Origin of the sequence: Beijerinckia mobilis (assembly GCF_000745425.1) — a bacterium.
Lineage (GTDB): Bacteria > Pseudomonadota > Alphaproteobacteria > Rhizobiales > Beijerinckiaceae > Beijerinckia > Beijerinckia mobilis.
Genome location: NZ_JQJH01000022.1, coordinates 15,962 through 42,785, shown reverse-complemented (window position 1 = coordinate 42,785; position 26,824 = coordinate 15,962). Strand labels below are relative to the sequence as shown.

The 26,824-nt window shown below is 57.7% G+C and carries 27 protein-coding genes and 2 pseudogenes; 12 read left to right on the top strand and 17 right to left on the bottom strand.

The genetic code is table 11. The features are described from left to right. Nucleotides 1–110: 110 nt before the first annotated feature. The 3 genes from DL88_RS15095 to aroD are packed head-to-tail and all read left to right on the top strand — an operon-like array spanning nt 111 to nt 3,631. Nucleotides 111–1,868 carry an FAD-dependent oxidoreductase gene (locus DL88_RS15095; RefSeq protein ID WP_051956041.1) on the top strand — a complete coding sequence of 586 codons (1,758 nt, stop codon included), beginning with the start codon at nt 111–113 and terminating at the stop codon, nt 1,866–1,868. Further along, the gene (gene aroE, locus DL88_RS15090) at nt 1,865–2,785 is read left to right on the top strand and encodes a shikimate dehydrogenase (RefSeq protein WP_210165320.1); all 921 of its coding nucleotides are present in this window, start codon (nt 1,865–1,867) and stop codon (nt 2,783–2,785) included. Before DL88_RS15095 ends, aroE begins: the two co-directional genes overlap by 4 nt. 30 nt (nt 2,786–2,815) lie before the next feature. Continuing rightward, complete coding sequence (aroD, locus tag DL88_RS15085; RefSeq protein WP_245270875.1) at nt 2,816–3,631, top strand: type I 3-dehydroquinate dehydratase; 816 nt, start codon at nt 2,816–2,818, stop codon at nt 3,629–3,631. A gap of 69 nt (nt 3,632–3,700) precedes the next feature. On the opposite strand, the gene DL88_RS15080 is transcribed toward aroD, so the two are convergent. Then, entirely contained in the window at nt 3,701–3,892 is a 192-nt protein-coding gene (locus DL88_RS15080; RefSeq protein ID WP_156971133.1) for a hypothetical protein, read from the bottom strand. 368 nt (nt 3,893–4,260) lie between these two features. After that, complete coding sequence (locus tag DL88_RS15075; RefSeq protein ID WP_034997804.1) at nt 4,261–5,130, bottom strand: helix-turn-helix domain-containing protein; 870 nt, start codon at nt 5,128–5,130, stop codon at nt 4,261–4,263. Nucleotides 5,131–5,737: 607 nt separating this feature from the next. Here DL88_RS15075 and pcaH point away from each other — a divergent pair. From pcaH to pcaDC, 4 genes are read left to right on the top strand one after another with little or no spacing between them, the layout of a single operon-like run. Beyond that, entirely contained in the window at nt 5,738–6,439 is a 702-nt protein-coding gene (pcaH, locus tag DL88_RS15070) for a protocatechuate 3,4-dioxygenase subunit beta (protein WP_034997800.1), read from the top strand. A gap of 5 nt (nt 6,440–6,444) precedes the next feature. Further along, nucleotides 6,445–7,140 (top strand): protocatechuate 3,4-dioxygenase subunit alpha, encoded by a 696-nt coding sequence (gene pcaG / locus DL88_RS15065; protein WP_034997797.1) that lies wholly within the window; start codon nt 6,445–6,447, stop codon nt 7,138–7,140. A 38-nt stretch (nt 7,141–7,178) separates the two neighbouring features. Next, entirely contained in the window at nt 7,179–8,282 is a 1,104-nt protein-coding gene (locus tag DL88_RS15060) for a lyase family protein (RefSeq protein ID WP_210165319.1), read from the top strand. Between the two features lie 3 nt (nt 8,283–8,285). Next, nucleotides 8,286–9,467: a bifunctional 3-oxoadipate enol-lactonase/4-carboxymuconolactone decarboxylase PcaDC gene (pcaDC, locus tag DL88_RS21025; RefSeq protein ID WP_034997793.1), complete on the top strand. Its 1,182-nt coding sequence runs from the start codon at nt 8,286–8,288 to the stop codon at nt 9,465–9,467. Nucleotides 9,468–9,579: 112 nt separating this feature from the next. On the opposite strand, the gene pcaF is transcribed toward pcaDC, so the two are convergent. The 3 genes from pcaF to DL88_RS15040 are packed head-to-tail and all read right to left on the bottom strand — an operon-like array spanning nt 9,580 to nt 12,200. After that, nucleotides 9,580–10,782, bottom strand: a complete 1,203-nt coding sequence (pcaF, locus tag DL88_RS15050; RefSeq protein ID WP_034997791.1) for a 3-oxoadipyl-CoA thiolase — start codon at nt 10,780–10,782, stop codon at nt 9,580–9,582. A gap of 9 nt (nt 10,783–10,791) precedes the next feature. Then, nucleotides 10,792–11,481, bottom strand: a complete 690-nt coding sequence (locus DL88_RS15045) for a 3-oxoacid CoA-transferase subunit B (protein ID WP_034997788.1) — start codon at nt 11,479–11,481, stop codon at nt 10,792–10,794. After that, a complete protein-coding gene (locus DL88_RS15040) occupies nt 11,478–12,200 on the bottom strand; it encodes a 3-oxoacid CoA-transferase subunit A (RefSeq protein WP_034997785.1) in 723 nt (240 codons plus the stop codon). Before DL88_RS15040 ends, DL88_RS15045 begins: the two co-directional genes overlap by 4 nt. Nucleotides 12,201–12,338: 138 nt before the next feature. Between DL88_RS15040 and DL88_RS15035 the strand changes: the two genes are divergently transcribed. Further along, nucleotides 12,339–13,100 (top strand): IclR family transcriptional regulator domain-containing protein, encoded by a 762-nt coding sequence (locus DL88_RS15035; protein WP_034997909.1) that lies wholly within the window; start codon nt 12,339–12,341, stop codon nt 13,098–13,100. A gap of 345 nt (nt 13,101–13,445) precedes the next feature. Further along, nucleotides 13,446–13,913, top strand: a pseudogene (locus DL88_RS19985) (IS6 family transposase); the annotation flags it as partial. Nucleotides 13,914–13,971: 58 nt separating this feature from the next. Here the strand turns inward: DL88_RS19985 and DL88_RS21100 are convergent. The 11 genes and pseudogenes from DL88_RS21100 to DL88_RS14980 all read right to left on the bottom strand — a co-directional run bounded on the left by DL88_RS21100 (nt 13,972) and on the right by DL88_RS14980 (nt 23,339). Further along, entirely contained in the window at nt 13,972–14,130 is a 159-nt protein-coding gene (locus tag DL88_RS21100; RefSeq protein ID WP_370736398.1) for a transposase, read from the bottom strand. 112 nt (nt 14,131–14,242) lie between these two features. Then, nucleotides 14,243–15,766: a porin gene (locus DL88_RS15020; protein WP_034997770.1), complete on the bottom strand. Its 1,524-nt coding sequence runs from the start codon at nt 15,764–15,766 to the stop codon at nt 14,243–14,245. 328 nt (nt 15,767–16,094) lie between these two features. Next, nucleotides 16,095–16,877 carry a 3-oxoadipate enol-lactonase gene (gene pcaD, locus DL88_RS15015; protein ID WP_245270873.1) on the bottom strand — a complete coding sequence of 261 codons (783 nt, stop codon included), beginning with the start codon at nt 16,875–16,877 and terminating at the stop codon, nt 16,095–16,097. Then, nucleotides 16,874–17,002, bottom strand: a pseudogene (locus tag DL88_RS19975) (3-oxoadipyl-CoA thiolase); the annotation flags it as partial. The gene pcaD and the pseudogene DL88_RS19975, both read right to left, overlap by 4 nt. Before the next feature lie 181 nt (nt 17,003–17,183). After that, a complete protein-coding gene (gene benD, locus DL88_RS15010; protein ID WP_034997767.1) occupies nt 17,184–17,960 on the bottom strand; it encodes a benzoate diol dehydrogenase BenD in 777 nt (258 codons plus the stop codon). After that, on the bottom strand, nt 17,957–18,979 hold the full coding sequence (gene benC, locus DL88_RS15005; RefSeq protein WP_034997765.1) for a benzoate 1,2-dioxygenase electron transfer component BenC: 1,023 nt from the start codon (nt 18,977–18,979) through the stop codon (nt 17,957–17,959). Before benC ends, benD begins: the two co-directional genes overlap by 4 nt. 23 nt (nt 18,980–19,002) lie before the next feature. Further along, the gene (gene benB, locus DL88_RS15000) at nt 19,003–19,509 is read right to left on the bottom strand and encodes a benzoate 1,2-dioxygenase small subunit (RefSeq protein ID WP_034997762.1); all 507 of its coding nucleotides are present in this window, start codon (nt 19,507–19,509) and stop codon (nt 19,003–19,005) included. Continuing rightward, complete coding sequence (locus DL88_RS14995) at nt 19,506–20,867, bottom strand: Rieske 2Fe-2S domain-containing protein (RefSeq protein ID WP_034997759.1); 1,362 nt, start codon at nt 20,865–20,867, stop codon at nt 19,506–19,508. The genes benB and DL88_RS14995 overlap by 4 nt, the downstream gene beginning before the upstream one ends. A 24-nt stretch (nt 20,868–20,891) precedes the next feature. Then, a complete protein-coding gene (gene catA / locus DL88_RS14990; protein WP_034997749.1) occupies nt 20,892–21,812 on the bottom strand; it encodes a catechol 1,2-dioxygenase in 921 nt (306 codons plus the stop codon). Nucleotides 21,813–21,891: 79 nt separating this feature from the next. After that, the gene (gene catC, locus DL88_RS14985) at nt 21,892–22,182 is read right to left on the bottom strand and encodes a muconolactone Delta-isomerase (protein WP_034997745.1); all 291 of its coding nucleotides are present in this window, start codon (nt 22,180–22,182) and stop codon (nt 21,892–21,894) included. Beyond that, nucleotides 22,182–23,339, bottom strand: coding sequence for a muconate/chloromuconate family cycloisomerase (locus DL88_RS14980; RefSeq protein WP_034997742.1), 1,158 nt, complete (start codon nt 23,337–23,339; stop codon nt 22,182–22,184). The genes catC and DL88_RS14980 overlap by 1 nt, the downstream gene beginning before the upstream one ends. 104 nt (nt 23,340–23,443) lie before the next feature. Between DL88_RS14980 and DL88_RS14975 the strand changes: the two genes are divergently transcribed. Beyond that, on the top strand, nt 23,444–24,382 hold the full coding sequence (locus DL88_RS14975; protein ID WP_034997739.1) for a LysR family transcriptional regulator: 939 nt from the start codon (nt 23,444–23,446) through the stop codon (nt 24,380–24,382). Nucleotides 24,383–25,056: 674 nt separating this feature from the next. Here DL88_RS14975 and DL88_RS20600 read toward each other — a convergent pair. Then, nucleotides 25,057–25,278 (bottom strand): hypothetical protein, encoded by a 222-nt coding sequence (locus DL88_RS20600; RefSeq protein ID WP_169741590.1) that lies wholly within the window; start codon nt 25,276–25,278, stop codon nt 25,057–25,059. 252 nt (nt 25,279–25,530) lie between these two features. On the opposite strand from DL88_RS20600, the gene DL88_RS20595 reads away from it, so the two are divergent. Both DL88_RS20595 and DL88_RS19515 read left to right on the top strand, forming a co-directional pair. Continuing rightward, the gene (locus tag DL88_RS20595) at nt 25,531–25,998 is read left to right on the top strand and encodes a hypothetical protein (RefSeq protein ID WP_051956028.1); all 468 of its coding nucleotides are present in this window, start codon (nt 25,531–25,533) and stop codon (nt 25,996–25,998) included. Then, nucleotides 25,908–26,795, top strand: coding sequence for a type I glutamate--ammonia ligase (locus DL88_RS19515; protein ID WP_305953026.1), 888 nt, complete (start codon nt 25,908–25,910; stop codon nt 26,793–26,795). Before DL88_RS20595 ends, DL88_RS19515 begins: the two co-directional genes overlap by 91 nt. Nucleotides 26,796–26,824 lie beyond the last annotated feature (29 nt).

Sequence of the window (26,824 nt, the reverse complement as noted above, 5' to 3'; positions counted from 1 at the left end):
AATATATATTCATAAAATGGAAACGCTTGATCCGGGCGCACATTCCACCATCGTCTTTATGGCGGGAGAAATTTGCGGCACGGGTCTCCAGCTTGCGTGAGGACCTTGTGATGACCGCACCCCTGCAATGCGATGTCCTGGTCGTCGGATCAGGTGCCTCAGGCCTCGCTGCGGCTGTCACCGCCGCCTTCCATGGACAAAAGGTCATTGTCGCCGAAAAGGACCCCGTCTTCGGCGGCGCAACCGCCTGGTCCGGTGGGTGGATGTGGGTGCCCTGTAATCCGCTCGCGAAGCGCGCGGGCATTGATGAGGATCCGGAAGCGCCTCTAACCTATTTGCGCGATGAGCTCGGCGATCATTTCGACGAGGAAAAGGTCAGGACCTTTCTCGAAACAGGTCCACGCATGGTCGCTTTCTTCGAGGAAAAAACGGCGCTGCAATTCGAGGGCGGGACGAAGATTTGCGATATTCACGGCTGGCAGCCCGGTGCCGGTACCGGAGGCCGCTCGGTCATCGCCGCACCCTATGACGCCCGTGAGCTTGGAAACCTGCTGCCGCAGCTACGCCGGCCGATGCGCGAGACGACCTTCCTGGGGCTCGGCATTCAAGCCGGCCCGGACCTTGCCGCCTTCATGAATATGACGCGCTCGGTCAAGGCCTTCATCCATGTCACGCGACGGTTCGGCCGGCATGTTTTTGATCTCCTGCGTTATGGCCGCGCCACGCAACTTGTGAACGGCAACGCGCTGATTGCCCGGCTCGCGCGTTCCGCCACGGATCTTGGTGTACGGATATTGGTTTCCTGCCCGGTCAAGCACCTCGTCATGGACGATAGAAATGTATGTGGCGTTGTCGTCAGGAAAGATGGCTTGGAGACCACCATTTTTGCCCGCCAGGGTGTCATTCTTGCTGCTGGCGGCTTTCCACATGACATCGAGCGCCGTAAAAGCCTTTTTCCGCATATGAAGACTGGAGCTGAACATTGGTCGGTCACGCCGGCCTCAGCCTCGGGTGACGGATTGCGGCTTGGGGAAACAATTGGCGGCTTCGTGGATACCAGCCTCGCCTCCCCGGCTGCCTGGTGCCCGGTTTCACTCGTGCCTTTCGCCGATGGCACGACCGGTCATTTCCCGCACATCATAGAACGCGCGAAACCGGGACTCATCGCCGTGTTGCGCAATGGCCGGCGGTTCGTCAATGAAGCCAACGGCTATTACGATTACGTCACGGCGATGCAACAGGCCGTGCCACCCGGCGAGGAGGTCGCCTCCTGGCTCATCTGCACACACGCCTTTCAGCGACGCTATGGGCTCGGAATCAGCAAGCCTTTCCCCCTGCCGGTCGGTCCGCACATACGATCTGGCTATATCAAGACCGGCCGCACGATCAGGGAACTGGCACAGCGATGCGGCATTGATCCCGCGGGCCTTGCGGAGATGCTGGAAACCTATAACAAACATGCTCGTCGCGGCGAGGATCCCGCTTTCGGCCGGGGTTCCACGCCGTTCAACCGCTATGGTGGCGATGCCCGCAACAAGCCCAATCCCTGCGTGGCGTCGATCGAGAAGGGACCCTTCTATGCCGTCAAGGTCGTGCCGGGCAGTTTCGGCACTTTCGCTGGCCTGAAAACCGATGCCTCCGCCCGCGTATTGAACGAGAGTGGCAAGACTATTCCAGGCCTTTACGCGGTGGGAACCGATATGGCCAACGTCATGGGAGGCTATTATCCAGCAGGCGGCATCAATCTCGGACCGGCAATGACCTTCGGCTATATCGCCGGCCTGCATGCCGCTACATCGCGGAATGTCAGCGAAACGAACGACCCCATTCAGTCCCCCAATGAACAGAACAAAGTGTTAACGGCATGACCAAAAGTACATTCGAGGCCGTTGCGGAGGCGCAGGTGTCCATGGAAGTCGCGCAGAAAATCACAGGCCGCACGGAATTACTGGCTCTGATCGCATATCCGATCCGTCACAGCGATTCACCGCGCATGCATAATCTGGCTCTCGCCAAACTCGGGCTCGATTATGCTTATCTCGCTTTCGAGGTCGATGCTCCGGATCTCGAAGACGCCATTCGTGCTTTGCGCGTCTTGAAGGTGCGAGGCTGGAACGTTTCCATGCCTAACAAGATGGAAGTGATCAAATATCTCGATCACATATCCACGGCCGCCGAATTGATCGGCGCCTGCAATACAATTGTCAACGATAATGGCGTATTGCGCGGCGAGAATACCGATGGTCTGGGTTACATGGCCGCACTGCGGGAACAGGGCGTCGAAACCAGGGACAAGAAGATAACCCTGATCGGCGCAGGCGGCGCCGCCATGGCAATCGCGACGCAAGCGGCTCTGGACGGGGTCGCCTCGATCCATATTTTTAACCGGCGCGACGACTTTTTCGCCAAAGGCGAAGCCAATGCGGCGAAGATCAGCGAGAAAACCAATGCAAAGGTCTCGCTCCACGATCTGGACGATCTGGAGACATTCCACGCCTGCGTCAAGGACTCTGCGGTCCTGGCCAATGCCACCAATGTCGGCTTCAAAGGCAAGCTTGAAGGTCTGTCTCCCTTGCCGGATCCCGGCGTCCTGCGGCCAGATCTTTTCGTGACGGATTCGATCTACGCACCCCGCAAGACAAAATTTCTCGAACAGGCGGAAGCGGCGGGGTGCCGGACGATGAATGGTATTCCCATGATGTTGCACCAGGGCGCGGCAGCGTTCAAAATGTGGACTGGTAACGACATGCCGCTTGATTATGTCAAGGACCATCTGTTCGCTTGACGCGCCATCAATACTTATCGAGGATCAATCGTGGCTGATACTGTCTTGGCTAGAACGGGAATGATCGAGACTCCCGTGGTGACGATCAAAGGTGTATCCATCGGCACCGGACAGCCCAAGATCATCGTGCCCATTACCGCGAAAACACATGCCGAGGTCTTGGCCGGTCTTGCAGGTCTCGCCGAGGAAGACACGATTGATCTCATCGAACTGCGGGTCGATCACCTCGACATAGCACTCGATTTCGGCGCTGTAGCCGCCCTGACGCGTGAGGCGGCGGAAATTGTTCCGTCCAAACCCTTGTTGGTCACCTTCCGAACCAAGGCGGAAGGCGGCATGACCGCTATCGATGATGAAGCCTATGGCCGGTTTTATGCAACCGTACTTCAAGAAGGCAAGGCTGACCTGATCGACGTCGAATTGGTGCGGGATGAAACCATCATCCGTCAGATCATCACGGCTGCGCATCGAACCGGCGCTTACGTCGTCCTGTCCAACCACGATTTTGCCGGAACGGCGCCAGTGGACGAACTGATCACGCGCCTGCAGAGGATGCAGGATCTTGGAGCGGATATCATCAAGATCGCGACGATGCCGAAGGATGCGGGTGACTTGCTGCGCCTCCTGCAGGCGACATGGGAAATGTACAGCCGCTACGCGACCTGCCCCATGATCACAATGGCCATGGCGGGCACTGGCGTCATTTCCCGCTTGTCCGGCGAACTTTTCGGTTCATGTGCCACATTTGGAATGGTCGGCGAAGCTTCGGCTCCCGGCCAAGTACCATTGCCCCGGCTGCACTCCATTCTGACCCTCATTCACGAGGCCCTTGCACCAAGATCTTGAAGGGGGTTCTTGAAGGAGGCAAATGCGCAACAGGGCCCAGGATCCCTGTCAGCCTCGAAACTCAGGCGATCATTCCTCGCCAGCAGGGATCCACCGGCAATTGTAGAAATCGCAATACCAATGGCCGTCCTTCATATAGATTGACTTCTGGAATTGCTCGACCTGAACCTTCACATTCGACTGGTTTTGCTTGTTCTCAGCGAAACTGGCCGATGTCAAGGCAATGAAGATCGCCATAGTGGCAACGAGAGTCTGTTTCATGGCTGAACTCACAAATTTCTGGGTGTTGAACTCCATGCGATAATTTCTTTCCCGACGCGGGAATGAGAAAACCATGTCTGAAGTTCCGTTGCCCTTTTGCGATCGCAAAAAAGCGTCTGTCTGAAGCTGACACTAGGCACAATCCGTTCTTTTAACCAGCGCCGATTTATCGAAAGAGCCATGCTCCTATTGCATGGCCACAAGTTTCCTCAGCGCAATCGATGCAAAATCCATAATCATCACGCAATTAAGAAGCTGATTTCACAAAAATATTTATAAATCAGACACACAAAAGGGAAAAGTTTCGAAGACGCGCAAACACATGTGTATCGATGCGATGCGTCGCTCTGACGCGCATGAGTAAGGACTCAGGACTGGCTTCTTTTCTCCCTATAGGCGCGCGGCGCCATCCCGGCATGACGCGTAAAGAATCGCGAAAAATAGGCAGGATCGGCAAAACCCAGAGAAAAACCGATCTCGTTGATGGAAAGCGCCGTGTATAACAGCGCGCGCTTTGCCTCGAGCATCGCTCTTCGATCGAGCAGAAGCGAAGGAGAACAGCCGGCGATTTCCGCGCAGGCGGACCGCAAAACGGTCAGGCTTATGCCCAGAGTCGCGGCATAAACGGGTATCGGTTCACGCAGGCGGAAACGGCGTTCCACCATTTCACGAAACCGCGCGACAATGACGGAATGACGATTGAGAAGCTGTTGCTTGTCACGCCGATGCCCGACTGCGCGCAGAGCCATAACCAGAATTGCCAGAATCATGGAATCGATGGCCGAAGCGTAGCCAGGCAGGGACCAGCCGGATTCCTGCATCAGATCGTCAATCAGTCCCGCGACCCTCCCGACCTGCGGCGGTTCAAGAGCAACGCAATCAGCCCGATCGAAAATGGCGCCGACAAGCGTATCCCTGCGTGTGAGATCGAGAAAGTAACTCTTGGCGAGAGTGACGACGAAGCCGCTTGATTCCACCGACCAGCGGAAGCCGTGAACGACATTGGCGGGAACCAGGAGGAGGCAGGGAGCCTCGAATGTAACTGTTTCACCATCCGCCAGCATCGCGCCGCCACCCGCGCCAACGAAGAAAATATGGCATAATTCGACATGAGAATGTGGTTGAATTGTCCATTCACTTGGCCGCGTACGATCGTCCAGTGCCTCAATATGGACAAAGCCCTCGGTAACCGACTGATGCGGTTCTCCATATAGGTAAAACGCGGGGACGGCCTGCATCGCGTGTCTTTCCCAAACGAGATCGTTTCTGAACCAGATTGCCCGGATTCACCAGCACTCATAAAGTTATATATAATTGATTCTAAGTAATAAATTGAAACAAGTCCCAATTTCCGTCGCGCAAGGCAGGTGCAAGCGACGTAACGGTAAAGAGCGCCGGAGCTGCGCATAAGTCCAGGACCGAACAGGAACAGGCGCCACCTGCGGTACCGCGCGTCGATTGCGATCCTTGAACCTCACCGGGCGCGGAGACAAAGCCGGTGAATAATCCAACTTTATCGTTTTTCAGTCCATGGGAAAATCCAATTTTTTTTCTATTGTCAGGACATGACTTTTCGGCGCCTGCCAGCGCTTCGCTCCGGGAAAGCCACCGGACTCTCTGCCAGGAGAATGTTCGTATAATGAAGAGTCTCAAACGAAAACGACCATGATCCATGATCGGAAACCGCAGGCGAATTTATGCGCGCCGCCAATTCACGTGCGTCTTGTTTCTGATAATGGTCACGACATCAACGTAAACACCAGAGAAACAAATAAACCGTTTGCATCAAACGCATGTAAATGACGCAGAAAAGCACACGAACCGATACAGCGGGAGGATAACAGCGTGAACGGACTTCTTCAATTTGCACGGGAAGACAGGGGATTTCCGCCATCCCTGTTTCCGGATTATCGCGCCACGGTCGCACGCAGCCCGCGCGAGGCGCTAGTCCATATGCCGCAGACCCTGACGGAAGTCACCGGCCCCGGTCCTGTCTGGGACAAGCTCATGGGTCCCGCGATTCACGATCTCACGACCCAGCACAAAGGCGCGCCGCTCGGTCAAAGGATCATCGTTTTCGGTCGCGTTCTGGATGAAAATGCCCGGCCCGTGCCGAATACCATCGTCGAGGTCTGGCAGGCCAATGCCGCTGGCCGCTATATCCATCGCAAAGATGATTGGGACGCCCCGATTGATCCCAATTTCACCGGCGCCGGCCATGTCATCAGCGATGCCGAAGGCAATTATCGCTTCATCTCCATCCGGCCGGGAGCCTATCCCTGGGGCAATCACAAGAATGCCTGGAGGCCGGCGCATATTCATTTCTCACTGCTCGGACCGGCATTCGCGACTCGGCTCGTGACGCAAATGTATTTCCCCGACGATCCTCTGATTGATATCGATCCCATCGCCAATGCCGTGCCCTTGCCCTACCGTGATCGCATGGTCAGCCAGCTCGATATGGCGACGACAACGCCGAATTGGGCGCTTGCCTATCGATTCGATATCGTCCTGCGTGGCAAAAACCAGACACCGTTCGAGGAGTAATGACTATGACCCTGGATCTTGAGCACCGAGAGGCGCTGCCGCGCCATGACAACCAGAACCCGGATCTTTTCGGTCAGACTCCTTCTCAGACGGTCGGCCCCTATTTCCATTATGGATTGCCGTGGAAAGGCGGCGCCGATCTTCTCGGACAATCGGAGATCGGTCCACGCCTCGACCTCGTACCCCCGGAACATTTCGTGCTGAACAATGCCCATGGATCAGGCATGCCGCAAGGCGAGGCGATCGAGATCAAGGGTGTCGTTCTCGACGCTGACGGCGCGCCAGTACCTGATGCGATGATCGAAATCTGGCAGGCCAATGCTGCCGGCCGCTACAATGGCGACGCGGACATGCGCGAGGATGTGCCGTTGGATCCCCATTTCATCGGCTTCGGCCGGGCTGCGGCAAGCGCGGAAGGAATCTATCATTTTCGCACCGTCCGGCCGGGCCGCGTGCCCGGTCCTGGCAATACATTGCAGGCCCCACATGTCGCGGTTTCCGTCTTCGGCCGAGGCCTGTTGAAACGGCTGGCGACGCGGCTTTATTTTGCCGATGGTGAAGGGCTCGATATGGATCCCATTCTCTCTCTCGTGCCCGAGACGCGCAGGCATACATTGCTGGCGCAAAAGCGGGATGATGGCGCATGGTGGTTCCCGATCCATCTCAGCGGCGCCCATGAAACCGTGTTTTTCGACCTGTGAGCGCGCTGCTTCGAGAACGACCGGCAGCCACCCCGGCCATGCTCGCTCTCTTTTCCGATGCCAGCGTGATTGCGCTGGCGCTCGGCTTCGAGGGCGCGCTGGCGCGCGCCGAAGCCGCCGAAGGCGTGATCCCGGAAGCAATGGCCGAGATCATCGCGACGGCGAGCGCAAATCTCGTGCTTGTGCCGGAGGAACTCGCGGAGGCGGCGGCCCATGCAGGCACACTCGCTATTCCGCTAGTCAAATCCCTGCGCGACACTGTCCCGGAAGATGTCGCCAGCTTCGTGCACTTCGGCGCGACGAGCCAGGATGTCGCCGATACCGTCCTGATGTGTCAGGTCAAGCGCGCGATCAGCCTGCTTGCCGCTGATCATGGACGGATCGTCAAAGCACTTGGCGTTTTGGCCGAGCGGCACGCCGCAACCCCCGCCATCGGGCGGACCTTGCTGCAGGATGCCTTGCCGATCGGTCTCGGCCTGCGCTTCGCCCAGTGGTTGGCAGGCATCGACAATGCCTGGCACCGCCTTGCGAACGAAAGCGAGAAGAACGCAAAAATCGCCTTCGGCGGCCCGGCGGGCACACGCGCCGGGTTTGACGGCAAAGGGGCTGCCGTCGCCAAAAGACTTGCCGAGGCGCTCAATCTCGCGGTCGGTGTCCCCTGGCATGGACGCAGGACCGGCACAGCGGCCATTGGCGCCGCCCTCGGCATTCTCATCGGCGCGCTCGCAAAAATGGCGCGCGACATCTCACTGCTGGCTCAAAATGCCATCGGCGAGGTCCGCGAGCCGACGATTGCAGGGCGCGGCGGTTCCTCAGCCATGGCCCACAAGCGCAACCCGACCGGCTGTCAGATCGCGCTTGCAGCCGCCCATCGCGCCCCCGGTCTCGTCGCGGCCATGCTGGCGAGCCTGCCGGCAGAGGAAGAACGCGGACTTGGCGGCTGGCAGGCGGAAGGGCCGGTGCTGGCGGATCTCTTTTTGTTGGCTTCGGGCTCCATCGCCGTCATGGCCGATGTCGCCGAAGGCCTCGACATCAACGAGGCCGCAATCGCACATAATCTCTCAGCTGCCAGGCTCGGAGACGACATCGGCGAGAGCCAGACGATCGTCGAAGCCATACTCTCATTTCACCGCAAGGAATAAGCAATGCCCTTCACACTCCGCGGCGGGACCCGCCTTTATTGGAAACGCGAGGGCGAAGAGAAGCTTCCTCCACTCGTCCTTCTCAATTCCATCGGCACCGACATGGGCCTATGGGATGCATGTATGCCGCATCTCTTGCGTGACTTCCAGATCCTGCGGATGGATACACGCGGACACGGCGCTTCCGATGCGCCGGAAGGCGATTACACGCTCACCGAACTTGCGGAAGATGTTCATGCCGTCATCAAGGCGGCCGGATTCTCGCGCGTCTCCGTTGCCGGCGTGTCGCTCGGCGGCATGATGGCCATGGAACTCGCGCTCTCCCACCCCGAGATCGTCGAAGCAGCGGTGCTCATCTGCACCTCGGCGGAGATGGATCGCAAGGCCTGGGCAGATCGTATCGTGAAAGTGCGATCGGAAGGAATGGGTGCGATCGCCGATCTCGCCATGGGGCGCTTTCTCTCACCATCCTTCATCATGAGTGCGCCAGCAATTGCACAAAGCCTGCGTCTGGGTCTCGTATCCATGAATGCGGCGGGTTATGCCGGCGCGGGAGCCGCCATCCGCGACATGGCGCTCATCGATCGCCTTCCCAAACTGGCGCTTCCCGTACTCGTCGTGACGGGGACACGCGATGTCTCGACGCCCTTCACCGGTCATGGGGAACGGCTCGTTGACGCTATTCCCGATGCCTGGGCGGTGAGCCTCGATGCCGCCCATCTGGCTCCTCTCGAAGCCCCCGTCCCGCTCGCCACAGCGATCCGCCGCTTTCTCCTGCCGCATAAGGATGTCGGCAATGCAGCCGACACGCTTTATGAGGCAGGGCTCATCAACCGCCGGCGGGTTCTCGGTGATGAATGGGTGGATCGCTCTCTCGCCAGGCGGACACCCTTCAATACGGATTTTCAGGCGATGATCACCCGCATCGCCTGGCAGGAAATCTGGGGCAGGCCCGGCCTCGATGACCGTATCCGCCGCCTGCTCGTCGTCGCCATCACCGCCAGCCTCGGGCGCTGGGAGGAATTCGCCCTGCATGTCCGCGCTGGTCTCTCACGCAACGGATTCTCGCAGGACGACCTCAAGGAAGTGCTGATGCAGACGGCAATCTACGCCGGCGTGCCGGCGGCCAATACGGGCTTCGCCGAAGCTATGAAGATTATCGAGGAACTCGGTGCCGCTTCATGAATACAAGGTGATTGTTATTGCCGCCGGAACGGTAACGATAGATCTATATATAGATGACCGGGATATTCAGGCGAGCGGGCTCGCCTGACATTCTGTATCCTGGCGGAGAGAGTCACACACGTTCAAGCGCGATGGCGATCCCCTGCCCGACGCCGATACACATTGTCGACAGGGACCGTTTGCCTCCTTTGAGCCCGAGCTGCAACGCTGCCGTGCCAGTGATACGCGCCCCCGACATGCCGAGCGGATGGCCAAGCGCGATGGCCCCGCCATTGGCATTGACCCGCGGATCATCATCGGCGATCCCCAGCGTCCGCAAAGTGGCAAGGCCCTGGCTCGCGAAAGCCTCATTCAGTTCGATGACGTCGAAATCCTCATGGGCAAGCCCGAGCCTTTGCATCAGCTTTTTCGAGGCAGGCGCGGGGCCCATGCCCATGATCCTCGGCGGCACGCCCGCCACGGCGGCGCCAAGCACGCGGGCAATCGGCTGGAGGCCATATTTTTCTGCCGCCGCAGCGCTTGCCACGATCAGCGCAGCCGCGCCGTCGTTGACACCCGAGGCATTGCCCGCCGTCACGCTACCACCTGAGCGAAAGGGTGCCGGCAGTCTCGCCAGTGTTTCCAGTGTCGTCGCACGCGGATGTTCGTCGCGATCCACCACTTTGGGATCGCCCTTGCGCTGCGGAATTGTCACGGCGACGATTTCCTTGGCAAGCCTGCCATTCTCCTGTGCCGCCGCGGCCTTGTTCTGACTGCGCACGGCAAAGGCATCCTGGTCCTCACGGCTGATGCCAAAATTCTCGGCGACGTTCTCGCCCGTCTCGGGCATGGAATCGACGCCATATTGGGATTTCATCAGAGGGTTCACGAACCGCCAGCCAATCGTCGTGTCGTGGATTTCCATGTTGCGCGAAAAGGCATTCTCCGCCTTCGGCAGTACGAAAGGCGCGCGCGACATGCTTTCGACGCCACCGGCGATGATCAGTTCCGCCTCGCCCGATTTGATCGCCCGGGCTGCCGTCGCGACAGCATCCATGCCGGAACCGCAAAGCCGATTGATCGTCGTACCGGTGACGCTCACCGGGAAACCGGCAAGCAGAAGGGACATACGGGCAACATTGCGGTTATCCTCGCCCGCCTGATTGGCGCAGCCGAAGATCACGTCATCGACGGCTTCCCAATCGACTCCGGGATTGCGCGCGACAAGCGCCTTGAGAGGAACTGCCCCGAGATCATCGGCGCGCACGGAAGACAATACACCGCCAAACCGTCCGATCGGCGTGCGAATATAATCGCAGATAAAAGCTTCAGCCATGGTCTGTCCTCAGAGGTCGGGCACGATCAGATCGACGACAGGCGCCGTGATATGGAGTTGCGCTCCTGTCAGCGACTGCAGGCGTTCCAGCGTGATGGTCGGCAGTTTCTCGCGCAGCACAAAATGGCCGTCTTCGATATCGATGACCGCGAGGCTCGAATAGACACGCGTGACACAGGCAACCCCGGTGAGCGGCAGGCTGCAACGCTCCACGAGCTTAGGTGTCCCATTCTTGGCGACATGCTCCGTGATCACGGCAACCCGTTTCGCACCATGGACGAGATCCATCGCTCCGCCAACGGCCGGGACACCCTTGGCGCCGACAGACCAGTTGGCGAGATCGCCATTCTCCGCGACCTGATAGGCCCCAAGAATTGCGATATCGAGATGTCCGCCGCGCACCATTGCAAAACTATCGGCATGATGAAAGAAAGCGGCGCCGGGATTGAGTGTCACGGCCTTCTTGCCGGCATTGATGAGGTCCCAATCCTCCTGCCCCGCTGGTGGCGCCTCGCCGAAGTCGAGAATGCCATTCTCTGTGTGAAAGATCGCCTGCCGGCCTGCCGGTTGATAACGCGCGACCATTTCGGGAAAACCGATCCCCAGATTGACATAAGCACCATCCGCGATGTCCTGGGCGGCACGCCAGGCAATCTGGGCATTCGACAATTTGATGTCGTCACGGATCATCTCATTCATGGATAGCTTGCTCCCGCGCGGTTGAGCAGTTCCTCCTGCTGTGGGTTTTGGACTGCGACGATCTTGTTGACGAAAATACCAGGTGTCACGACATGCTCGGGGTCTATACCGCCAAGCGGAAGGATCTCCGAGGCCTGAACAACCGTCGTGTGCGCCGCCATACACATCAGCGGGTTAAAGTTGCGTGCCGCCTTGTTGTAGGTGAGATTGCCATGGACATCGGCTGCATGCGCTTTGACCAGGGCGAAATCAGCCTTGAGCCAGCGTTCCTGGACATAGGGACGTCCATCGAATTCAGTGACAGGCTTCCCCTCGGCAAGCGCCGTCCCATAGGATGTCGGCGTGTAAAAGGCTGGGATACCTGCGCCACCGGCACGAATACGTTCGGCAAACGTCCCCTGGGGTACGAGTTCAAGCTCGATCTCGCCAGCTAAATATTTATCCGTAAACACTTTCGGATCCGCCGATCGCGGAAACGAACAGATGAGCTTGCGCACCATTCCGGCTTCAATCATCGCCGCAAGACCGACATGCCCATTGCCAGCATTATTGTTGACGACAGTCAGATCCTTCGGTCCGCCGGTCTTTTTGAAGCGATCGATCAGGGCATGGATCATCTCGATCGGCGCGCCAGAGCCGCCAAAGCCACCGATCATCACCACGGCCCCATCTCCGATGTCGGTCAAAGCCTCGTCAAGGCTCCCTACAGTTTTGTCCATTGCCGCTCCCTTCCGGCTGGGTCTCTGCCCTGCCGGTTCTGGTGATCATGGATAGGCACTGACCCATTCAACGGCAATGGATTTTGTGCGATAAATATGATTTGTTGATTATTCGCACAAATGATGAGGTCACGCATGATGGGCATAAGTCAACGAGATACGATGGGAGGCCTCGCGAAGGGTCTGGCTGTGATAGAGACCTTCACTGCCGAGCGTCCGCGTCAATCGATTGCCGAGGTCGCCGCTGCGAGCGGACTCGACCGCGCGACGGCTAGGCGCTGCCTTCTGACGCTCGCCCTGAATGGTTATGCAGATTATGATGGGAAATATTTCACTCTGACGCCGAGGGTTCTGCGTCTGGGTACCGCCTGTCTTGCCACCATGCCGCTGCCACAGGTCGTGCAACCCTGGCTTGATCAATTGTCCGGCGAGCTGGGCGAAAGCGCTTCGGTATCAATCCTGGACGAGGATGAAATCGTCTATGTCGCGCGGGCAGCGCAGAAGAAGGTCATGTCAATTGCGCTGATGCCTGGATCACGACTGCCAGCCTATTGCACTTCCATGGGGAGGGTCATGCTCGCCGCTCTCTCCGAAGCCGAAGCACGGCAGAGGCTTAGCATCCGGCCCTTGCCGGCACGCACATCATTGACGCTAACCGACGTTGATGCGGTGATGGATCGTATACGCCTTGCGCGAGAACAAGGCTATGCCATCATCGATCAGGAGGTGGAGATGGGTTTACGATCCATTGCGGTACCGCTTCTCAACGCCAGGAATTCGACTGTCGCAGCCATCAATTTCGGGTTGCCGGCCGTTGGTGCAGGAATTGACACGTTGGTGACTCTTTATCTCCCAGCCCTTAAACGTATACAGGCAGAAATGCGCGCAGTTCTACGATAAGCCATTGACGCAGAGTTTTTTCTATATGTTGCGCCATTCCTGAATGCGGGAACGATATCGGCTGGTGAAGCGCTTCGCCCGGACACATTTTAGTTTAGCGGATGGACGCCCCATACTAAGTTGCGATCAACGCATAGCTTTCACCTTTTAGTACCTGCATAGGCGAGTGCCTCACGGTGAAGCGTTGTATCTTTCGTCCGATCAATCAGCAGAAAGCTATAAGTTATTGAAAATAAAATATCTAGCGATACGCGGTTTATTTATTTCGGGCTGTTGCAAAATTTTATGATCAACAGTGTTTTGAGGAAATGTGTGGAATTTACGCCTCCGATTGGGAGGCCAGCCATGATCCTCAATGCCATTGCCGAGAAGCTGAAGCGCACGTCCAAGGACGATTCGAGGGGCGGCATTCGAGGCCTGGTTGATCCTGCAGGCGGTCTCCTGGTATTTGCGCTATCCCTTGAGCTACCGTAACATCGAAGACCTGTTCCTTGAACGCAGTTTTGAGGTCGATCACAGCACCCTGAACCGTTGGATGCTGGCCTATGCGCCGTTGATCGAGAAGCGCTGCCGTTCTTCACAAAGCCGCACTGTGGTTCGATCCGCATCGACGAAACCTACGTCGCGATCAAAGGCCAGTGGTAGTATCTGTACCGCGCCATCGACAAGCATGGGAACCCGCTCGATTTCCTCTCGACGGCGCAGCATGACTTGGCCCCTGCCAAGCGTTTCTTCCGCAAGATGCTGAAGGACGAGCCACTGCTTTCACCCAACCATATCGGTACAGGTGGCGCAAAGATGTTCCCGCCCGCCGGCGGTTCGGATACAGAGCTTGCCTGCGCGAAACTCCTCCTTCAGCGTCCCTGTTCGCTCAGCGGACAAAGCGATTATAGATCGTCTTGAGCGTCCCATCGTCCTTCGGATAATCTTTCCAGCGGCAGCCCGATGTCAGAACATGCATGATGGTATTCAGAATACGTCGATCACCCGCGCGCCGTGGGCATCTCTTGTTTGTCGGCAAATAAGGTATGATCTTCGCCCATTACTCATTGCTGAATCAGAACAGGTGACGGTCCATCGGCTGGGCCTCCTCAGTCTGAACCAAGCCAATGAATTCAAACAGGATTAATCACGTCTTAATCCTAAAAGGCCCGTTGAACGCGGATACGCGCCTGATACAGACTATCATTATTTTTAAAGGCAGGCAGTCCAGCTGCCACCAGCACTTGATCCGTGGCTAGACCGACAGGGCGTGTTTGATTGACATGAATATAGATGAATTCACTACCGATATCGAAACCGCGCAAAGGTGACCAGATCAGGTTCGTGCCAATACGGGCTTCTTTCAGATTGGCAACTCCGATCGCACCTCCATAACCGGAAAGTGCATTGCCACTATAATGAGTTTCCTCATAGGAACCGAAGACGGCTGAACTCAAGGTCGGGAGCCAATAATGCTTGTAGGCTCCGACAAAGGCCCAACCCCATTGCTGTTCGCAAGAGCCGGTTCCAGTAAAAACGCAGTCCGAATTGATTTGCGGGCTCCATCCAGAGGTATAATCCAGAGAGGTAAAACCGCTACCCATGTAACGGTTCTGACTCACGGCGCCATAAGAAGAAATCAAGTTATACCCGCCGATATAACTGAAGGCGCCTCTCTCATAGGCCATTTGCAGCCATAATTTGTCGCCTGCAGAAATGGAGTCCGCATTCAATTGAAAGCCGCCCTGAACTGCGAAACCGTATTCGTTGGCAGTTTTGTCCGGAAAGGCATAACTCGTAGGTGGAACGCTCAAAGCACTCGAGGCGTACAGGCTTGCACGCACCTGATGGGCCGCTGCGGAAAGCTGGATGGCGCCCCATGCTTCATCAAGGCGTAGATTGCCGACGATATCCGGCACCCTCGTGCCGGCCGGCTGGGCCTGAAAACCCGCAATGGTGCTACCGATGGCGGCACGGCGCGAGGGTTGATCCTCCAAGGAAAGAGTGGCCGACCACCCGTCGCCGAAAGTTGCCGTATAAGCGAGAAGTGCGACGGTCGCATTGGAGCCCCGAAGACCCGCAAAGTTATAGGCATCCGCATAAAAGTCGAAGAAAGATTGGGCCCGCCCCGCTGTAAGCCCGGCAAATTGAATAAACGCCTTATTGACGATCGTCGTTTCTTTTGGGGCTGTAGTGCCTGCCGTCAAATTCCAGGTATTGGGGATTTGCCCCCCGCTGCCCGCCGTTGCGCTACCACTTGAACCGTAATAAGCATCTACACGCAGGAATGTCCGAACCGTTCCCCATTCGGACTTGGTGCGCGCATCCAATTCGATGCGCCCCAAAGCTCCGAAGCCGTAAGCGTCACGTGAACGGGCGTTTGAATAGAGCGAAGGAGACGGTACGTAGCCGGCCGCCGGCCGGGCGACCCCATTGCCGTAAAAGGCATGTCCAGGAATGCTGAAAGACGGGCTGAAGGCGCGATATTCAGCGAGAACAAGACCACCAACTTTGAGACATGTTTCCGTGCCGGGAAGGTAGAAAAAGCCCGAACCGAAGGCATCACAGACACGAACATATTCAACTGGAGCTGATTTATAATTCGGAAGATCTCCCGCTTGTGCGGCAATCCAGGCTGAGATGCTCGCAGCCAATCCGAAGAATACGGCTTTATTCAGTTTCATTTGGCTTCCCCCCATTATATACGGTTTCCGACGTTTTCGTCTGGTTAAACCGATAGTATTTTACCTGGAATTCCAGATGCCATTGCCACGAACCGGAACCAGGACCGTATTAGATACCAGCATCGCTTGTTTGTCGCTTGGCGACCCACTTCCGCTATCCCGCCCCCGCGAATACAGCGTCAGTTCGTCCTGCACGGGCTTACATGCCGTACCTGAGGCAGGTCCAGTCGCGTCATAAGAGTGAGTAGACTCGCACTCTTCGCCGTCGAGCAATTGACCATAGAAATGTGCGCTTTCTCACCACGTAGTCATAGAGGCCTTCCCGGTGTTATGATTTGAGATGGTCAAGGAGTGCGTTCGCAAAAGCCTCAGGCTGTTCGAGATTGGAAAGGTGCGCGGCCGTCAACATGACGCATTTCGCATTAGCAATGCCGTTGACCAACGTGTATGTGTGATCGGGCGGCGTAGCAGTGTCTTCGCTGCCGCCAATGACAAGTGCAGGGATAGCGATCAGACCGAGTAGAGGCCGCATGTCCATGTCGCGGATTGCAGCGCAGCAGCCGACATATCCCTCGGGATTGATCGTCTTCAGCATGGCACGCGCGGGCGCTATGGCTTCCGTTGCCCGGAACGAGCTCGTGAACCACCGCTCCAGCACGGCATCGGCAATCGCTGCCAAGCCACCCTTGCGGACCGCTGCAATGCGTCCATCCCAACCCGAGGGGGGCCCCATGTAGGGGGAGGTGTTGGCGAGCACAAGCCGTTGGATCCGCTCCGGCGCACGCACCCCCAGCCATTGGCCGACCATCCCGCCCTTGGACAGGCCGCAGAAAGCAATGGAGGGGATGGACAGAGCATCGATGAGTTCAATCACGTCGCGGCCCAGTCGGTCCAGCGAATAGGCACCGTTTGGTGCGTCTGACAGGCCATGGCCCCGGCTGTCATAGCGCAGCACGCGAAAATGCTGTGTAAGGAATGGCATTTGCGGCACCCACATATCCATCGCCGTGCCAAGCGAATTAGAGAGCAGCAGCACAGGGGCACCGGCAGGGCCGTCAAAGCGGTAAGCGATGCGGCAACCGTCACCGGTCGTTACGAAATCCATCATCATACACGCTCCAGAAGCAGGTCGATCCTTTGGCCGACACCCATGCACATGAAGGCCATGGCATAGTGGCCGCCGGTACAGTGCAGTTCCTCAGTTGCAGTCATGGTGATCCGGGCACCCAATATACCAAGCGGATTGCCAGAGCCATGACGCCACCATTGCGGTTGACGTGTGGATCATCGGGCTGGAGACCGAGATCGCACACCACTATAGGTCATCTCCCGGTTACAGAACCCTCACATCAAGCCTCAAGGGTCGCTGCCCGATGTCGCGCCGGTGATCAGGGCCGTCTTCGTCATGCTCTTGCTCCTATCCGAGATCGCCACCCGCCACGGGTAGCACCTCGCCAGTGACATAGGAGGCTTCATCGGACGCCAGGAAGAGGATCGGGGCGGCCTGCTCTTCAATGGTGCCGTAGCGTTTGAGGAAGGTGGATTGTGTCACTTGCTCCACCACCTGATCCATCCAAGCCCGTTCCTCCGCCGTATCACCTTGCGGATTGCGGGGGATACGGCGCGGGGGCGCCTCGGTGCCGCCTGGCGCGGTGGCGACAACGCGGATGTTGTATGGGGCATATTCCATGGCGAGACTTTTGGTGATCGCATTCACGCCTCCCTTGGCCGCCGAATAAGGGACTCGATGAATGCCCCGCGTCGCGTTGGAGGAGACGTTGACGATCGTGCCGCCACCCCGCGTTAGCAGGTGCGGCAATACGGCATGGCAACACCAGAGGGTCGGCATCAGCGAGCGGCGGATCTCCGCCTCAATCTGCTCCGGCTCGAAAGCCGCATAGGGGCGCATCCGGATGGCGCCGCCGACATTGTTGATGAGAATGTCGATGCCACCGAAGCACTCGACAGCGGATGCCATTGCTGTATGCGCACCATCGTAGGTTTCAAGGTCGCACGCGATCGCGGCGGTCTCGCCCTCGGCGGCCTCGGCAACCTCAGTGACGAAAGGTGCGCGATCAACGAACAGGACACGTCCGCCTTCGGCAGCCGCACGTTCGGCAACGGCTCGGCCAATACCCTGGGCAGCGCCAGTGATGACCATCGTCTTGCCAGCAAAGCGTCCGGAGAAAATCATGCCGGCACCGCTTCGCTGGCCGCGAATTTCTCGTAGAAGAAATGCGCTGGCGCAACGCCTTTGTCGCGCAGGAATGCCCGTACGGCCTCGACCATCGGCGGCGGCCCGCATAGATAGACGTCGACGTCACCGCCATTCAGATGTACGTCGGAGAGATGATGGGTGACATAACCCTTGAGCGGATGGGCACTCTCCGGATCGGCAACAGTCATAGTCCAGGTAAAGGTCACAAGCCGTGCCGCCAGCGCTTCGATCCGCTCTATTTCCACCATGTCATCATCCCTGGTGACGCCATAGATCAGATGGATGGGCTGATCCGTGCCTTCATCCGTCAACACCTCCAGCATGGAGAGCAAAGGCGCGAGACCAGTGCCGCCCGCCAACATCACCACAGGCCGAGTGACGGCGCGCAGGAAAAAGCTGCCGTTAGGGCCGATGAAACTCATCCGCGCACCAGGTTTCGCCTCGTGGGTAAGCCAACCGCTCATCAGCCCGCCCGGCACATTGCGGATTAGGAAGCTCACCTCGGCAGCGCCCGGCTTCGAGCTGAAGGAATAGGCGCGGCGCTGGCTCGTGCCTGGCACGCCGAGATTGACATATTGGCCAGGCAGGAAGCTTAACGTCTCCGGTCTGTCGAGTTTCAGCTTGAAGACGATCGTACTATCGGACACGAGCTCAAGTGCACTGACTTCCCCACTATGTTCAGCCGGCGCAAGCTTGCAGGCAGTGGAAGGGACCGGCACCCGAATTACACAGTCGGAGCAAGGCACCATCTGGCAGGTAAGAACGAACCCTTCTTCCGTTTCATCCTCAGTCAGAGTCTCCTCGCTATAATCATCGCCGAGATCATACTTCCCCTGTTCACAACGGCACTTGCAGGTCCCACAGACGCCATCGGAGCAATCCATTGGCAAATTGACCTGCTGGCGATAGGCTGCGTCCAATACTTTTTCGCCTGCATTGCAATCAATGAAGCGGGTGGCGCCGTCCTCGAAATTGAGTGCGATACGGTAACCCATTTTTCCTCCCCTGCAGGCCAACATCAGATGTGATAGATGTCGATGACCTGATGGATGTAGTCGTTCTTAAGGATGATTTTCTTGGCGGTGATCAATGGCTGATCCCCGCTTGTGTCTAACGTATAGAAGGACGTTCCGAAGAAACTGTCCGTCACCTTGTAGCGGTGGCTAAGCGTATGCCAGTTGAAACGCACATCCAGTTCCTCATCGCGTTCTTCCAGCACCTCGATGTTGGTGAGGAAATGGCAGGTGCGTGGCTCCGGCATGCTGGCGCCTGAGCGCTCCGTCTTGATACGGAACACGCGATCCTCCAGCCCCTCGCGATTGGGGTAGTAAATCAGTGAGATATGCCTTTGCGGATCTTCGATGATCTGGTCGTCATCGTCCCAGGATGGCATCCAGAACACCACTTTCGGCGAATAGCAGGTGAGCCATTCATCCCATTGACGGTCATCGAGCAACCGCGCCTCGCGGTAGAGGAAATCCTCCACCTGTTGATGGCTGAGGCTGAGGGGGAGCGTGGTACTCATTCCGCGGCCTCCTGCACTGGCGTAACCATACCTTCTCGTTGCAGCGCATTTCGCAGCATCTCGGCCCAATATTCATGTTGGCGCACAAACAGGCCTTCATCCTCACTGCGGTCGCCACTGAGGATAGGTTTGAGGCCCATCGCTTTGGCGTTCTCGTCTGGTCCCTCTATCCAGCGCGTGGCGCCACGGCTCAGATCATTCCATACACCCTCAGCGGCGTGATAAGCCGATTGACAGGCGCGGAATTCTTCCAGATCGTCCGGCGTGCCCATGCCGCTGACGTTGAAGAAATCCTCATACTGGCGAATGCGGAGCGCCCTTTCTGTGGCATTCTCACACTTGGGCGCGAAGCAGTAGATGGTGATCTCGGTCTTATCGACGCTGATCGGCCTGACGACCCGGATCTGTGTCGAGAATTGGTCCATCAGAAAAACATTGGGATAGAGGCCGAGATTGCGCGTTTGCCCGACGATGAAGCCCGCGCGCTCCTTGCCCAGCCGCCGTTCCAACTCTTCACGATGCGTGTAAATCGGACGGACTTCCGGATTGAGCACCTTGGTCCATAGCAGGATATGGCCGTTCTCAAAGCTATAGACGCCTCCCACGCTCTTCGACCAGCCATTGGCATCGACGGCGCGAGTACCTTCGGCGTTATAGTTACGGTGTCCCATGGTCGCCGCATAATTCCAGTGGACTGAACTGACGTGATAGCCGTCAGCGCCATTCTCCATCTGGAGCTTCCAGTTGCCGTCATAGACGTAGGACGAGTTGCCGCGCAGGACCTCCAGCCCCTCCGGCGCCTGATCGACGATCTGGTCAATGATCACTTTCGATCCACCCAGATGTTCATCCAGCGGAGCCACGTCCGGGTTAAGACTGCCGAAGAGAAAGCCACGATAGTTCTCGAAGCGGGGGATACGCTTGAGGTCGTGCGAACCCTCGGTATTGAAGCTCGCCGGATATTCGCCTGTCTTGCCGTCCTTGACCTTGAGCAGCTTGCCTGTATTGGCGAAAGTCCAGCCATGGAACTGGCAGGTGAAGCTGCCTTTATTACCGTGCTTACGCCGGCAGAGCGTTGCTCCGCGATGCGCGCAGGCGTTAATGATTGCATGCAGGCTACCGTTCTTGTCGCGGGTGATAACGACCGGTTGTCTCCCGATCCAGGTGGTGAAGTAATCGTTCGGTTCCGGGATCTGGCTCTCATGCGCCAGATAGACCCAGTTGCCCTCGAAGATGTGCTTCATCTCCAACTCGAATAATTCCGCGTCGGTGAAGATGTCGCGACGACAACGGAAGATACCTTTCTCGGGATCATCAATGACGGCGTGGTCAAGGCGTTCCTGCAAGGTGATCGCCATTCTTCCCTCCCATATTTCTGAAGATCAGGCGTCAGCCAGCGCGCGGGCGCGGCTCGATTCATTCTCCTCGGCGGCAACATCAGCGGGGTTCAGCACGAAATCGAAGACGATCTCGGAATAGGTTTCGTTGAGCCCTAGGGGGTTGATAGCGGCTGTTTTGGTGTGACGGATGACCGGTGGGATCAGTGCATCCTTGGTCGCATAGGCGAAATCGTCATGCAGATAAGGATCACCTTCGATGTTTATCTGCGTCGTCAGATGACGATAGCCGGGCGCCGAAATGAAGAAGTGGATATGGGCGGGCCGATTGCCATGGCGTCCAAGTGCAGTCAGCAGCTTCTCGATATTGCTGCCACTTGGTACCGCATAACCCGACGGCACGATGCTGCGGAAGATGTAATGACCATTGGCATCGGTCTCGATGCGGCGGCGCAGATTGTAATCAGGCAGGGTCTTGTCAAAGTACGAATAGTTGCCCTTCGTATTGGCATGCCATACGTCTACGATCGCTCCCGCGATTGCATTGCCGCGGGTGTCACGGACACGGCCTTGCATGATGAGCACCTCGCCAGGCTCGTTACCGTCGTCCAGCCGCGCGGTGCCCTTTTCCAGTGGCGCACCAGCAACATAGAGCGGCCCTTCAATCGTGCGCGGTGTCCCCTCCACAAAGCCGACGGCTTGATCCTTGAGGTCAGCGCGGAGGTCGAGAAAACGCTCCAGCCCTAAGCCCGCTGCCCATAGACCCAATTCAGGCGCACCGGCAATCACGAAGTTAAGGGCATGCCAGAACTCGTCGTCAGTGACGTCGAACTGATCAATCGTTTCAAACAAGTCGGCAACAATCTTATGAACGATTGTTTTAACCCGTTGTTCACCCGCCTTGCCGACGCCGGCAATTTGATCCAGAAAGGCTTCGATCTCGGAGGACTGGGTCAACTTGGTCATGGGAGTATCCTCTCTATGTAAAGAGCAATTTGATAAAGCGCTTTTTGATTTGTTTTGGTTCTAGCCGTACCCGGCGAGCTCAGCGGTCATCCTCGTGGATTGAGGATGGATGGCGACATAATGCAGTCACTTTGATTGTCATGAATGGGAAAAGCGGCAACGAACTCACGAGATTGTGCAGTTCGGTGGGGCTCTCGACGTCAAAGATCGAGACGTTTGCGTAGCGCCCGGCGACCCGCCAGATGTGTCGCCACTTGCCCGCTGTCATCAATTCCTGGCATTGAGCCTTTTCAATGGCCTTGAGTGTATCGATCTTGACCGGATCTGCGTCGGTAGGGATGCCGACATCCATCTCAACCTGAAACAGCATCAATTGCCCCCTACGACGGCATGAAGTACGGGCGCTGTGCGATCGCGCCGGAAATGAGCCAGCTTGTCTTTATCGAGCGAGACACCGAGGCCTGGCCCTTCGGGCACGATCAGCGCGAATTCCTCATAACGGAGTGGTTCAGTGAGGATTTCTTCGGTGAGAAGTAAGGGGCCGAACAGCTCCGTACCCCAATCGAGCTTCGGGAAGGCTGCGAAGAGTTGAGCCGAGGCTGCGGTGCCTACGCCGCCTTCCAGCATCGTGCCGCCATAAAGGCCGATCCCGGCCGCCTCAGCGATAGCGCCGACCTTCTGTGCCGAAAGCAGACCGCCTGATTGAGCAATCTTGATGGCAAAGATGCGGGCGCCGGCGGCGGCGGCAATATTGAAGGCGTCGGTCGGGCCATGCAGTGATTCATCCGCCATGATCGGTATGCTGTGACGCGCGGAAAGCCGCGTCATGGCGGGTAAGGCATGGCGCCCAACCGGCTGCTCCACCAGATCACAGCCTGCATCCGCCAGCATCGCCATGCCGCGATCGGCATCAGTCTCGCTCCAACCCTGGTTGACATCGACGCGCACGCTCGCGCGGTCACCTAATGCTTTCTTGATCGCCGCGACGTGAGCGACATCGTCCTTCACAGTACGTTTGCCGATCTTGAGCTTGAAGATAGAGTGACGGCGTTTTTCCAGCATCGCTTCCGCCTCGGCGATGTCGGTCGCGGTATTACCGCTCGCCAGCGTCCAGGCGACAGGGAAACGATCGCGCACGCGCCCTCCACCGACCAGATCGGAAAGGGGCACGCCTAATCGTTTGCCGGCTGCGTCCAGTAGCGCCGTTTCGACCGCGCATTTAGCGATATGATTGCCAGCGACATACTTACCGATTTTCTCCATTGTCGCGGCGACGCGCGATACATTACAGCTGGCAAGTACCGGAGCGATATAGGTATCTATGGCGAGCTTGATGCCCTCAGGACTCTCATCGCCATAGCTCAGCCCTCCAATGGTGGTGCCTTCGCCGATGCCCTCGATCCCATCTGAAGTGCGGAGGCGCACCAGAACGATTGATTGGCTCCGCATCGTCGCCATAGCCAGCACATGGGGACGGATCGTCGGGATATCGACAATAAAGGTATCAATCTCTGTGACGCGGATCATGGTTTGAGCGATCCCCTTTTCATTCCTTATTATTGGTACTATGCCGTTTTCCACTGGGTGCCAAAGATCAAAGGGGTCTTGGTATGATACCAGAAAGGTATAGTATGGACCTGCGTCAGCTTCGCTATTTCGTGACTGTCGTGGAGGAACGGAACTTTACGCATGCGGCGGAACGGCTACACGTCTCTCAGCCACCTCTTAGCCGGCAGATCCAACAGCTTGAGGCGGAGATCGGCGCTGAGCTGATCGATCGCTCTGCGCGCCCCTTGCGGCTGACCGCCGTTGGCCGATTGGTCTATGAGCAAGCGGTTCAGCTTCTCGGCCGCGTCGCCGAGATGCGCGATATGGTGAGCCGTGCCGTCGTCGCGGAGAAGCGGCGTTTCGTGATTGGGTTTGTCTCCTCCACTATTTATGCGCGATTGCCGCCGCTCATACGTGAATTTCGTGCTACCGCGCACAATGTCGAATTATCACTCGTTGAACTGGTGAGTTTGGAGCAGATTGCAGCGCTCAAGGAGGGCCGGATCGATATTGGCTTCGGCCGTATCCGTTTCGAGGATGAGGCTGTGCGCCGCATCGTGTTGCGCGAGGAGCGGCTTGTCGCCGCTATTCCAGCATCAAATCCTCTTGCCACTGGAGAGCGCGCCGTATCTCTCAATGATCTGGCGAGTGAACCACTCATCCTCTATCCGCGTCAGCCACGCCCGAGCTATGCCGACCAAGTGGTAGGCTTGTTTCATGACCAGGGCCTGAAACCGCATATTTCGCATGAAGCGCGAGAGCTTCAGATCGCAATCGGCCTGGTTGCGGCGGAAGAAGGAATCTGCCTCGTTCCCGAATCCGTGCGCAAGTCGCAAGTGGACGGCGTATGCTATCGTGAGTTACTTGAACCAGCCACATCACCCATTATCATGAGCCATCGAGCTAACGACCTTTCGCCTGAGATTCGTCTGATGGCGAGTGTCATCGCCCGCATGTATTCAAGATGGGGTTACGACGTACCTGAAGGGGTGGCGCGTCTTGCTGACTTTACAGATGATTAGGTGCTTTTTGATGAAATTAATCTGGTCTCGTGGTAAAAATGTATGCGGAAACAGATCGGCGTTTGTGTCTTTTGTGCGCTGGACCAACCAAGTTTACGATCCCATGCGATGGAATGCGCCGGAGATGAGGTGGCTTCAAATCAGGTGGCTCAAATGTGTAGTCCTGCGAATTGATAGAGTAGATCTACAGTCATTCGTCTGAATATTGATCGTCTTGGCTTTCCTTGGCTCGTTTTTGTAATCCCTCTCGTTGAGGAGGTCGTTTCCAGCGCCTCATTGAAGAAGGGCCGAGTGTTTGCAAAGCGGCCTGGCACCTGATGGTCTCAGCGGCTACAGGGACGCGGCTCGCGCTCAAGATTTGACGCGAAGCAAGCCTCGTTGCCGTTAAATGCGGGCGTCCCACAGGCCGGGGCAAGCTGGAGCCCGGGACTGGAAAAGAGTTGGGCAAGATGCACACCTCGTCCGATACAGTGGAAGTAAGGTACCACGGCTCAAACTCTGCCACGGCTGCAACCCAAACGGCTTTTGGACCATCGCCTTTTCTGTTGCGGACGATTTTCTGCCGAACTGCTGCACGCCTGAATGGGAGAGGAACCAGACCTAATTGGGCGTGAGGCTGCCTTTCCGGGAAGCGGCAAAGGTTCTGATTTCTTTCTGCCGAGTTCCCCCGCCAATCACACGATGATCCGCGACCGGCTGGCGCGCGTCGGCTCGGCCTTGCTTCGAAAGGAGCCGAGGGGCTGTCCACCCTGATCCGTGCGGCGCTCCAGGAACAAGGCTGGACATCCGGTACGCCTGTCACCTTCATCAGCGATGGCGAGGTGATCTTGCCGCTCTTGGTCAAGGCGGCCACCCGGAGAGATCACCAATGCCCGCATAGCGAAACACTGCGGCACGCGTTGGTCTCTGCGATGAGCCTAACACGTCGCCATAGTTCGGGCCGCCATACCGGACGGGCGTCTACACAAACAAATCATTCCAGTCAGAAAAACGGCATAGTCCCGACTCTTTTCCAGCCCCTTGTAATAGGCACACGCCACGCACAATTTAGCCTGACAGAGGGCCTCCATCTGGGTGATCCCGGTTCGGAAAGCGCGCGCCGAGGAGGACGCGAGCGCGGACAGGGGCTGCAGCAAGCGGAGATATTCATGAAGACCGATCCGCTGGTTTTTGTCGGCGCGTGCGATTGGGCGGGTATCGTACGCGGCAAGGCGTTTCCGGACGCGGATACCGACGTGCGGCTGAAGAAGGGGATGGGACTGGCTCACACCAACATCATGATGTCTTGCTTTGGCCCGATTTACACGACGCCATTCGGTACGTCGGGGGACTTGATCATCCGGCCTGATCCATCGGTGCGGATCGATGTGCCCTTCGAGGACGGGACCGCGGAACGGTTCTATCTTGGCGACATTGTGAATACGGACGGCAGCGCGTGGGAGTTTTGCCCTAGGACGTTTCTGGCTCGCGCACTGGAGGCGCTGGCGAAATTTGGCCTGAGGCTGGTGGCGAGCTTCGAGCAGGAATTCGTGCTGACAGGCGTCGAGGACCGCCCGGGAGCGCGACCTACGCCCTTGACGCATTCCGTCGACAAGGATGTTTCGGCGAAGCGCTGATCTCCGCGATAAAAACAGCAGGATTTAAGCCGGATAGTTTCCTGCCTGAATATGGCCCCAGGCAATATGAGGTGACCGTTGCACCCGAGGAAGGCGTGAGGGCTGCGGATGCGGCGGTGGTGCTGCGCGAACTGGCGCGAGCGATCGCCTGGCGAATGGACCAACGGGCGATCTTCGCGCCAATGTTGGCGCCGGACGGGATTGGCAACGGAACGCACGTTCATATGAGCCTGTGGGACGGCGAGGCTCCGGCGACGCATGACGCGGCTGGAGCCTATGGGATTTCGCAGCGGGCAGCGCCATTCTTCGCCGGCGTGCTTGCGCATATGTCAGCGATTTGCGCGTTTACCGCGCCTTCGGTTGCGTCCTATTATCGTCTGACACCGGGGCGGTGGGCGCCAGTGCGCGCAGATATTGGATTGCAGGACCGGGGGGTGGCGCTGCGGGTCGCGCCCGTGTTTACGACCTCGCCGGAGAAACCCGAACAGCAGTTCAACGTGGAGTTCCGCGTGGCGGATGCGTCGAACTGCCCCTATCTCGCACTGGGTGCGATTGTCTGGGCTGGTGTAGATGGCCTCACACGGGGACTCTCGCTGCCTGCGGCCGGCGTGGAAGCGCCATTTCTGCCACGCTCGCTCAAGGCGGCGCTCGAGGCGCTCAACGCAGACGAGTTGACGACCAAATGTTGGAGCCATGAGGCCAAGTCGGCCTATCTCGCTTTCAAGCGCGCGGAGATCAAGGTGTTGGAAGGGGCAACTCCGGAGCAAATTTGCGCACGCTACGCGGCGGTCTATTAACTCTGGACAATTTGAAGGCGGACGAGGCT

Bases quoted from the DNA above. Each gene is read 5' to 3' on its own strand.
- DL88_RS15095 (WP_051956041.1), top strand. From the start codon at position 111: ATGACCGCACCCCTGCAATGCGATGTCCTGGTCGTCGGATCAGGTGCC.
- aroE (WP_210165320.1), top strand. From the start codon at position 1,865: ATGACCAAAAGTACATTCGAGGCCGTTGCGGAGGCGCAGGTGTCCATG.
- DL88_RS15080 (WP_156971133.1), bottom strand. From the start codon at position 3,892: ATGAAACAGACTCTCGTTGCCACTATGGCGATCTTCATTGCCTTGACA.
- DL88_RS15075 (WP_034997804.1), bottom strand. From the start codon at position 5,130: ATGCAGGCCGTCCCCGCGTTTTACCTATATGGAGAACCGCATCAGTCG.
- pcaG (WP_034997797.1), top strand. From the start codon at position 6,445: ATGACCCTGGATCTTGAGCACCGAGAGGCGCTGCCGCGCCATGACAAC.
- DL88_RS15060 (WP_210165319.1), top strand. From the start codon at position 7,179: ATGCTCGCTCTCTTTTCCGATGCCAGCGTGATTGCGCTGGCGCTCGGC.
- pcaDC (WP_034997793.1), top strand. From the start codon at position 8,286: ATGCCCTTCACACTCCGCGGCGGGACCCGCCTTTATTGGAAACGCGAG.
- pcaF (WP_034997791.1), bottom strand. From the start codon at position 10,782: ATGGCTGAAGCTTTTATCTGCGATTATATTCGCACGCCGATCGGACGG.
- DL88_RS15045 (WP_034997788.1), bottom strand. From the start codon at position 11,481: ATGAATGAGATGATCCGTGACGACATCAAATTGTCGAATGCCCAGATT.
- DL88_RS15040 (WP_034997785.1), bottom strand. From the start codon at position 12,200: ATGGACAAAACTGTAGGGAGCCTTGACGAGGCTTTGACCGACATCGGA.
- DL88_RS15035 (WP_034997909.1), top strand. From the start codon at position 12,339: ATGGGCATAAGTCAACGAGATACGATGGGAGGCCTCGCGAAGGGTCTG.
- DL88_RS15020 (WP_034997770.1), bottom strand. From the start codon at position 15,766: ATGAAACTGAATAAAGCCGTATTCTTCGGATTGGCTGCGAGCATCTCA.
- pcaD (WP_245270873.1), bottom strand. From the start codon at position 16,877: ATGATGATGGATTTCGTAACGACCGGTGACGGTTGCCGCATCGCTTAC.
- benD (WP_034997767.1), bottom strand. From the start codon at position 17,960: ATGATTTTCTCCGGACGCTTTGCTGGCAAGACGATGGTCATCACTGGC.
- benC (WP_034997765.1), bottom strand. From the start codon at position 18,979: ATGGGTTACCGTATCGCACTCAATTTCGAGGACGGCGCCACCCGCTTC.
- benB (WP_034997762.1), bottom strand. From the start codon at position 19,509: ATGAGTACCACGCTCCCCCTCAGCCTCAGCCATCAACAGGTGGAGGAT.
- DL88_RS14995 (WP_034997759.1), bottom strand. From the start codon at position 20,867: ATGGCGATCACCTTGCAGGAACGCCTTGACCACGCCGTCATTGATGAT.
- catA (WP_034997749.1), bottom strand. From the start codon at position 21,812: ATGACCAAGTTGACCCAGTCCTCCGAGATCGAAGCCTTTCTGGATCAA.
- catC (WP_034997745.1), bottom strand. From the start codon at position 22,182: ATGCTGTTTCAGGTTGAGATGGATGTCGGCATCCCTACCGACGCAGAT.
- DL88_RS14980 (WP_034997742.1), bottom strand. From the start codon at position 23,339: ATGATCCGCGTCACAGAGATTGATACCTTTATTGTCGATATCCCGACG.
- DL88_RS14975 (WP_034997739.1), top strand. From the start codon at position 23,444: ATGGACCTGCGTCAGCTTCGCTATTTCGTGACTGTCGTGGAGGAACGG.
- DL88_RS20595 (WP_051956028.1), top strand. From the start codon at position 25,531: ATGAAGACCGATCCGCTGGTTTTTGTCGGCGCGTGCGATTGGGCGGGT.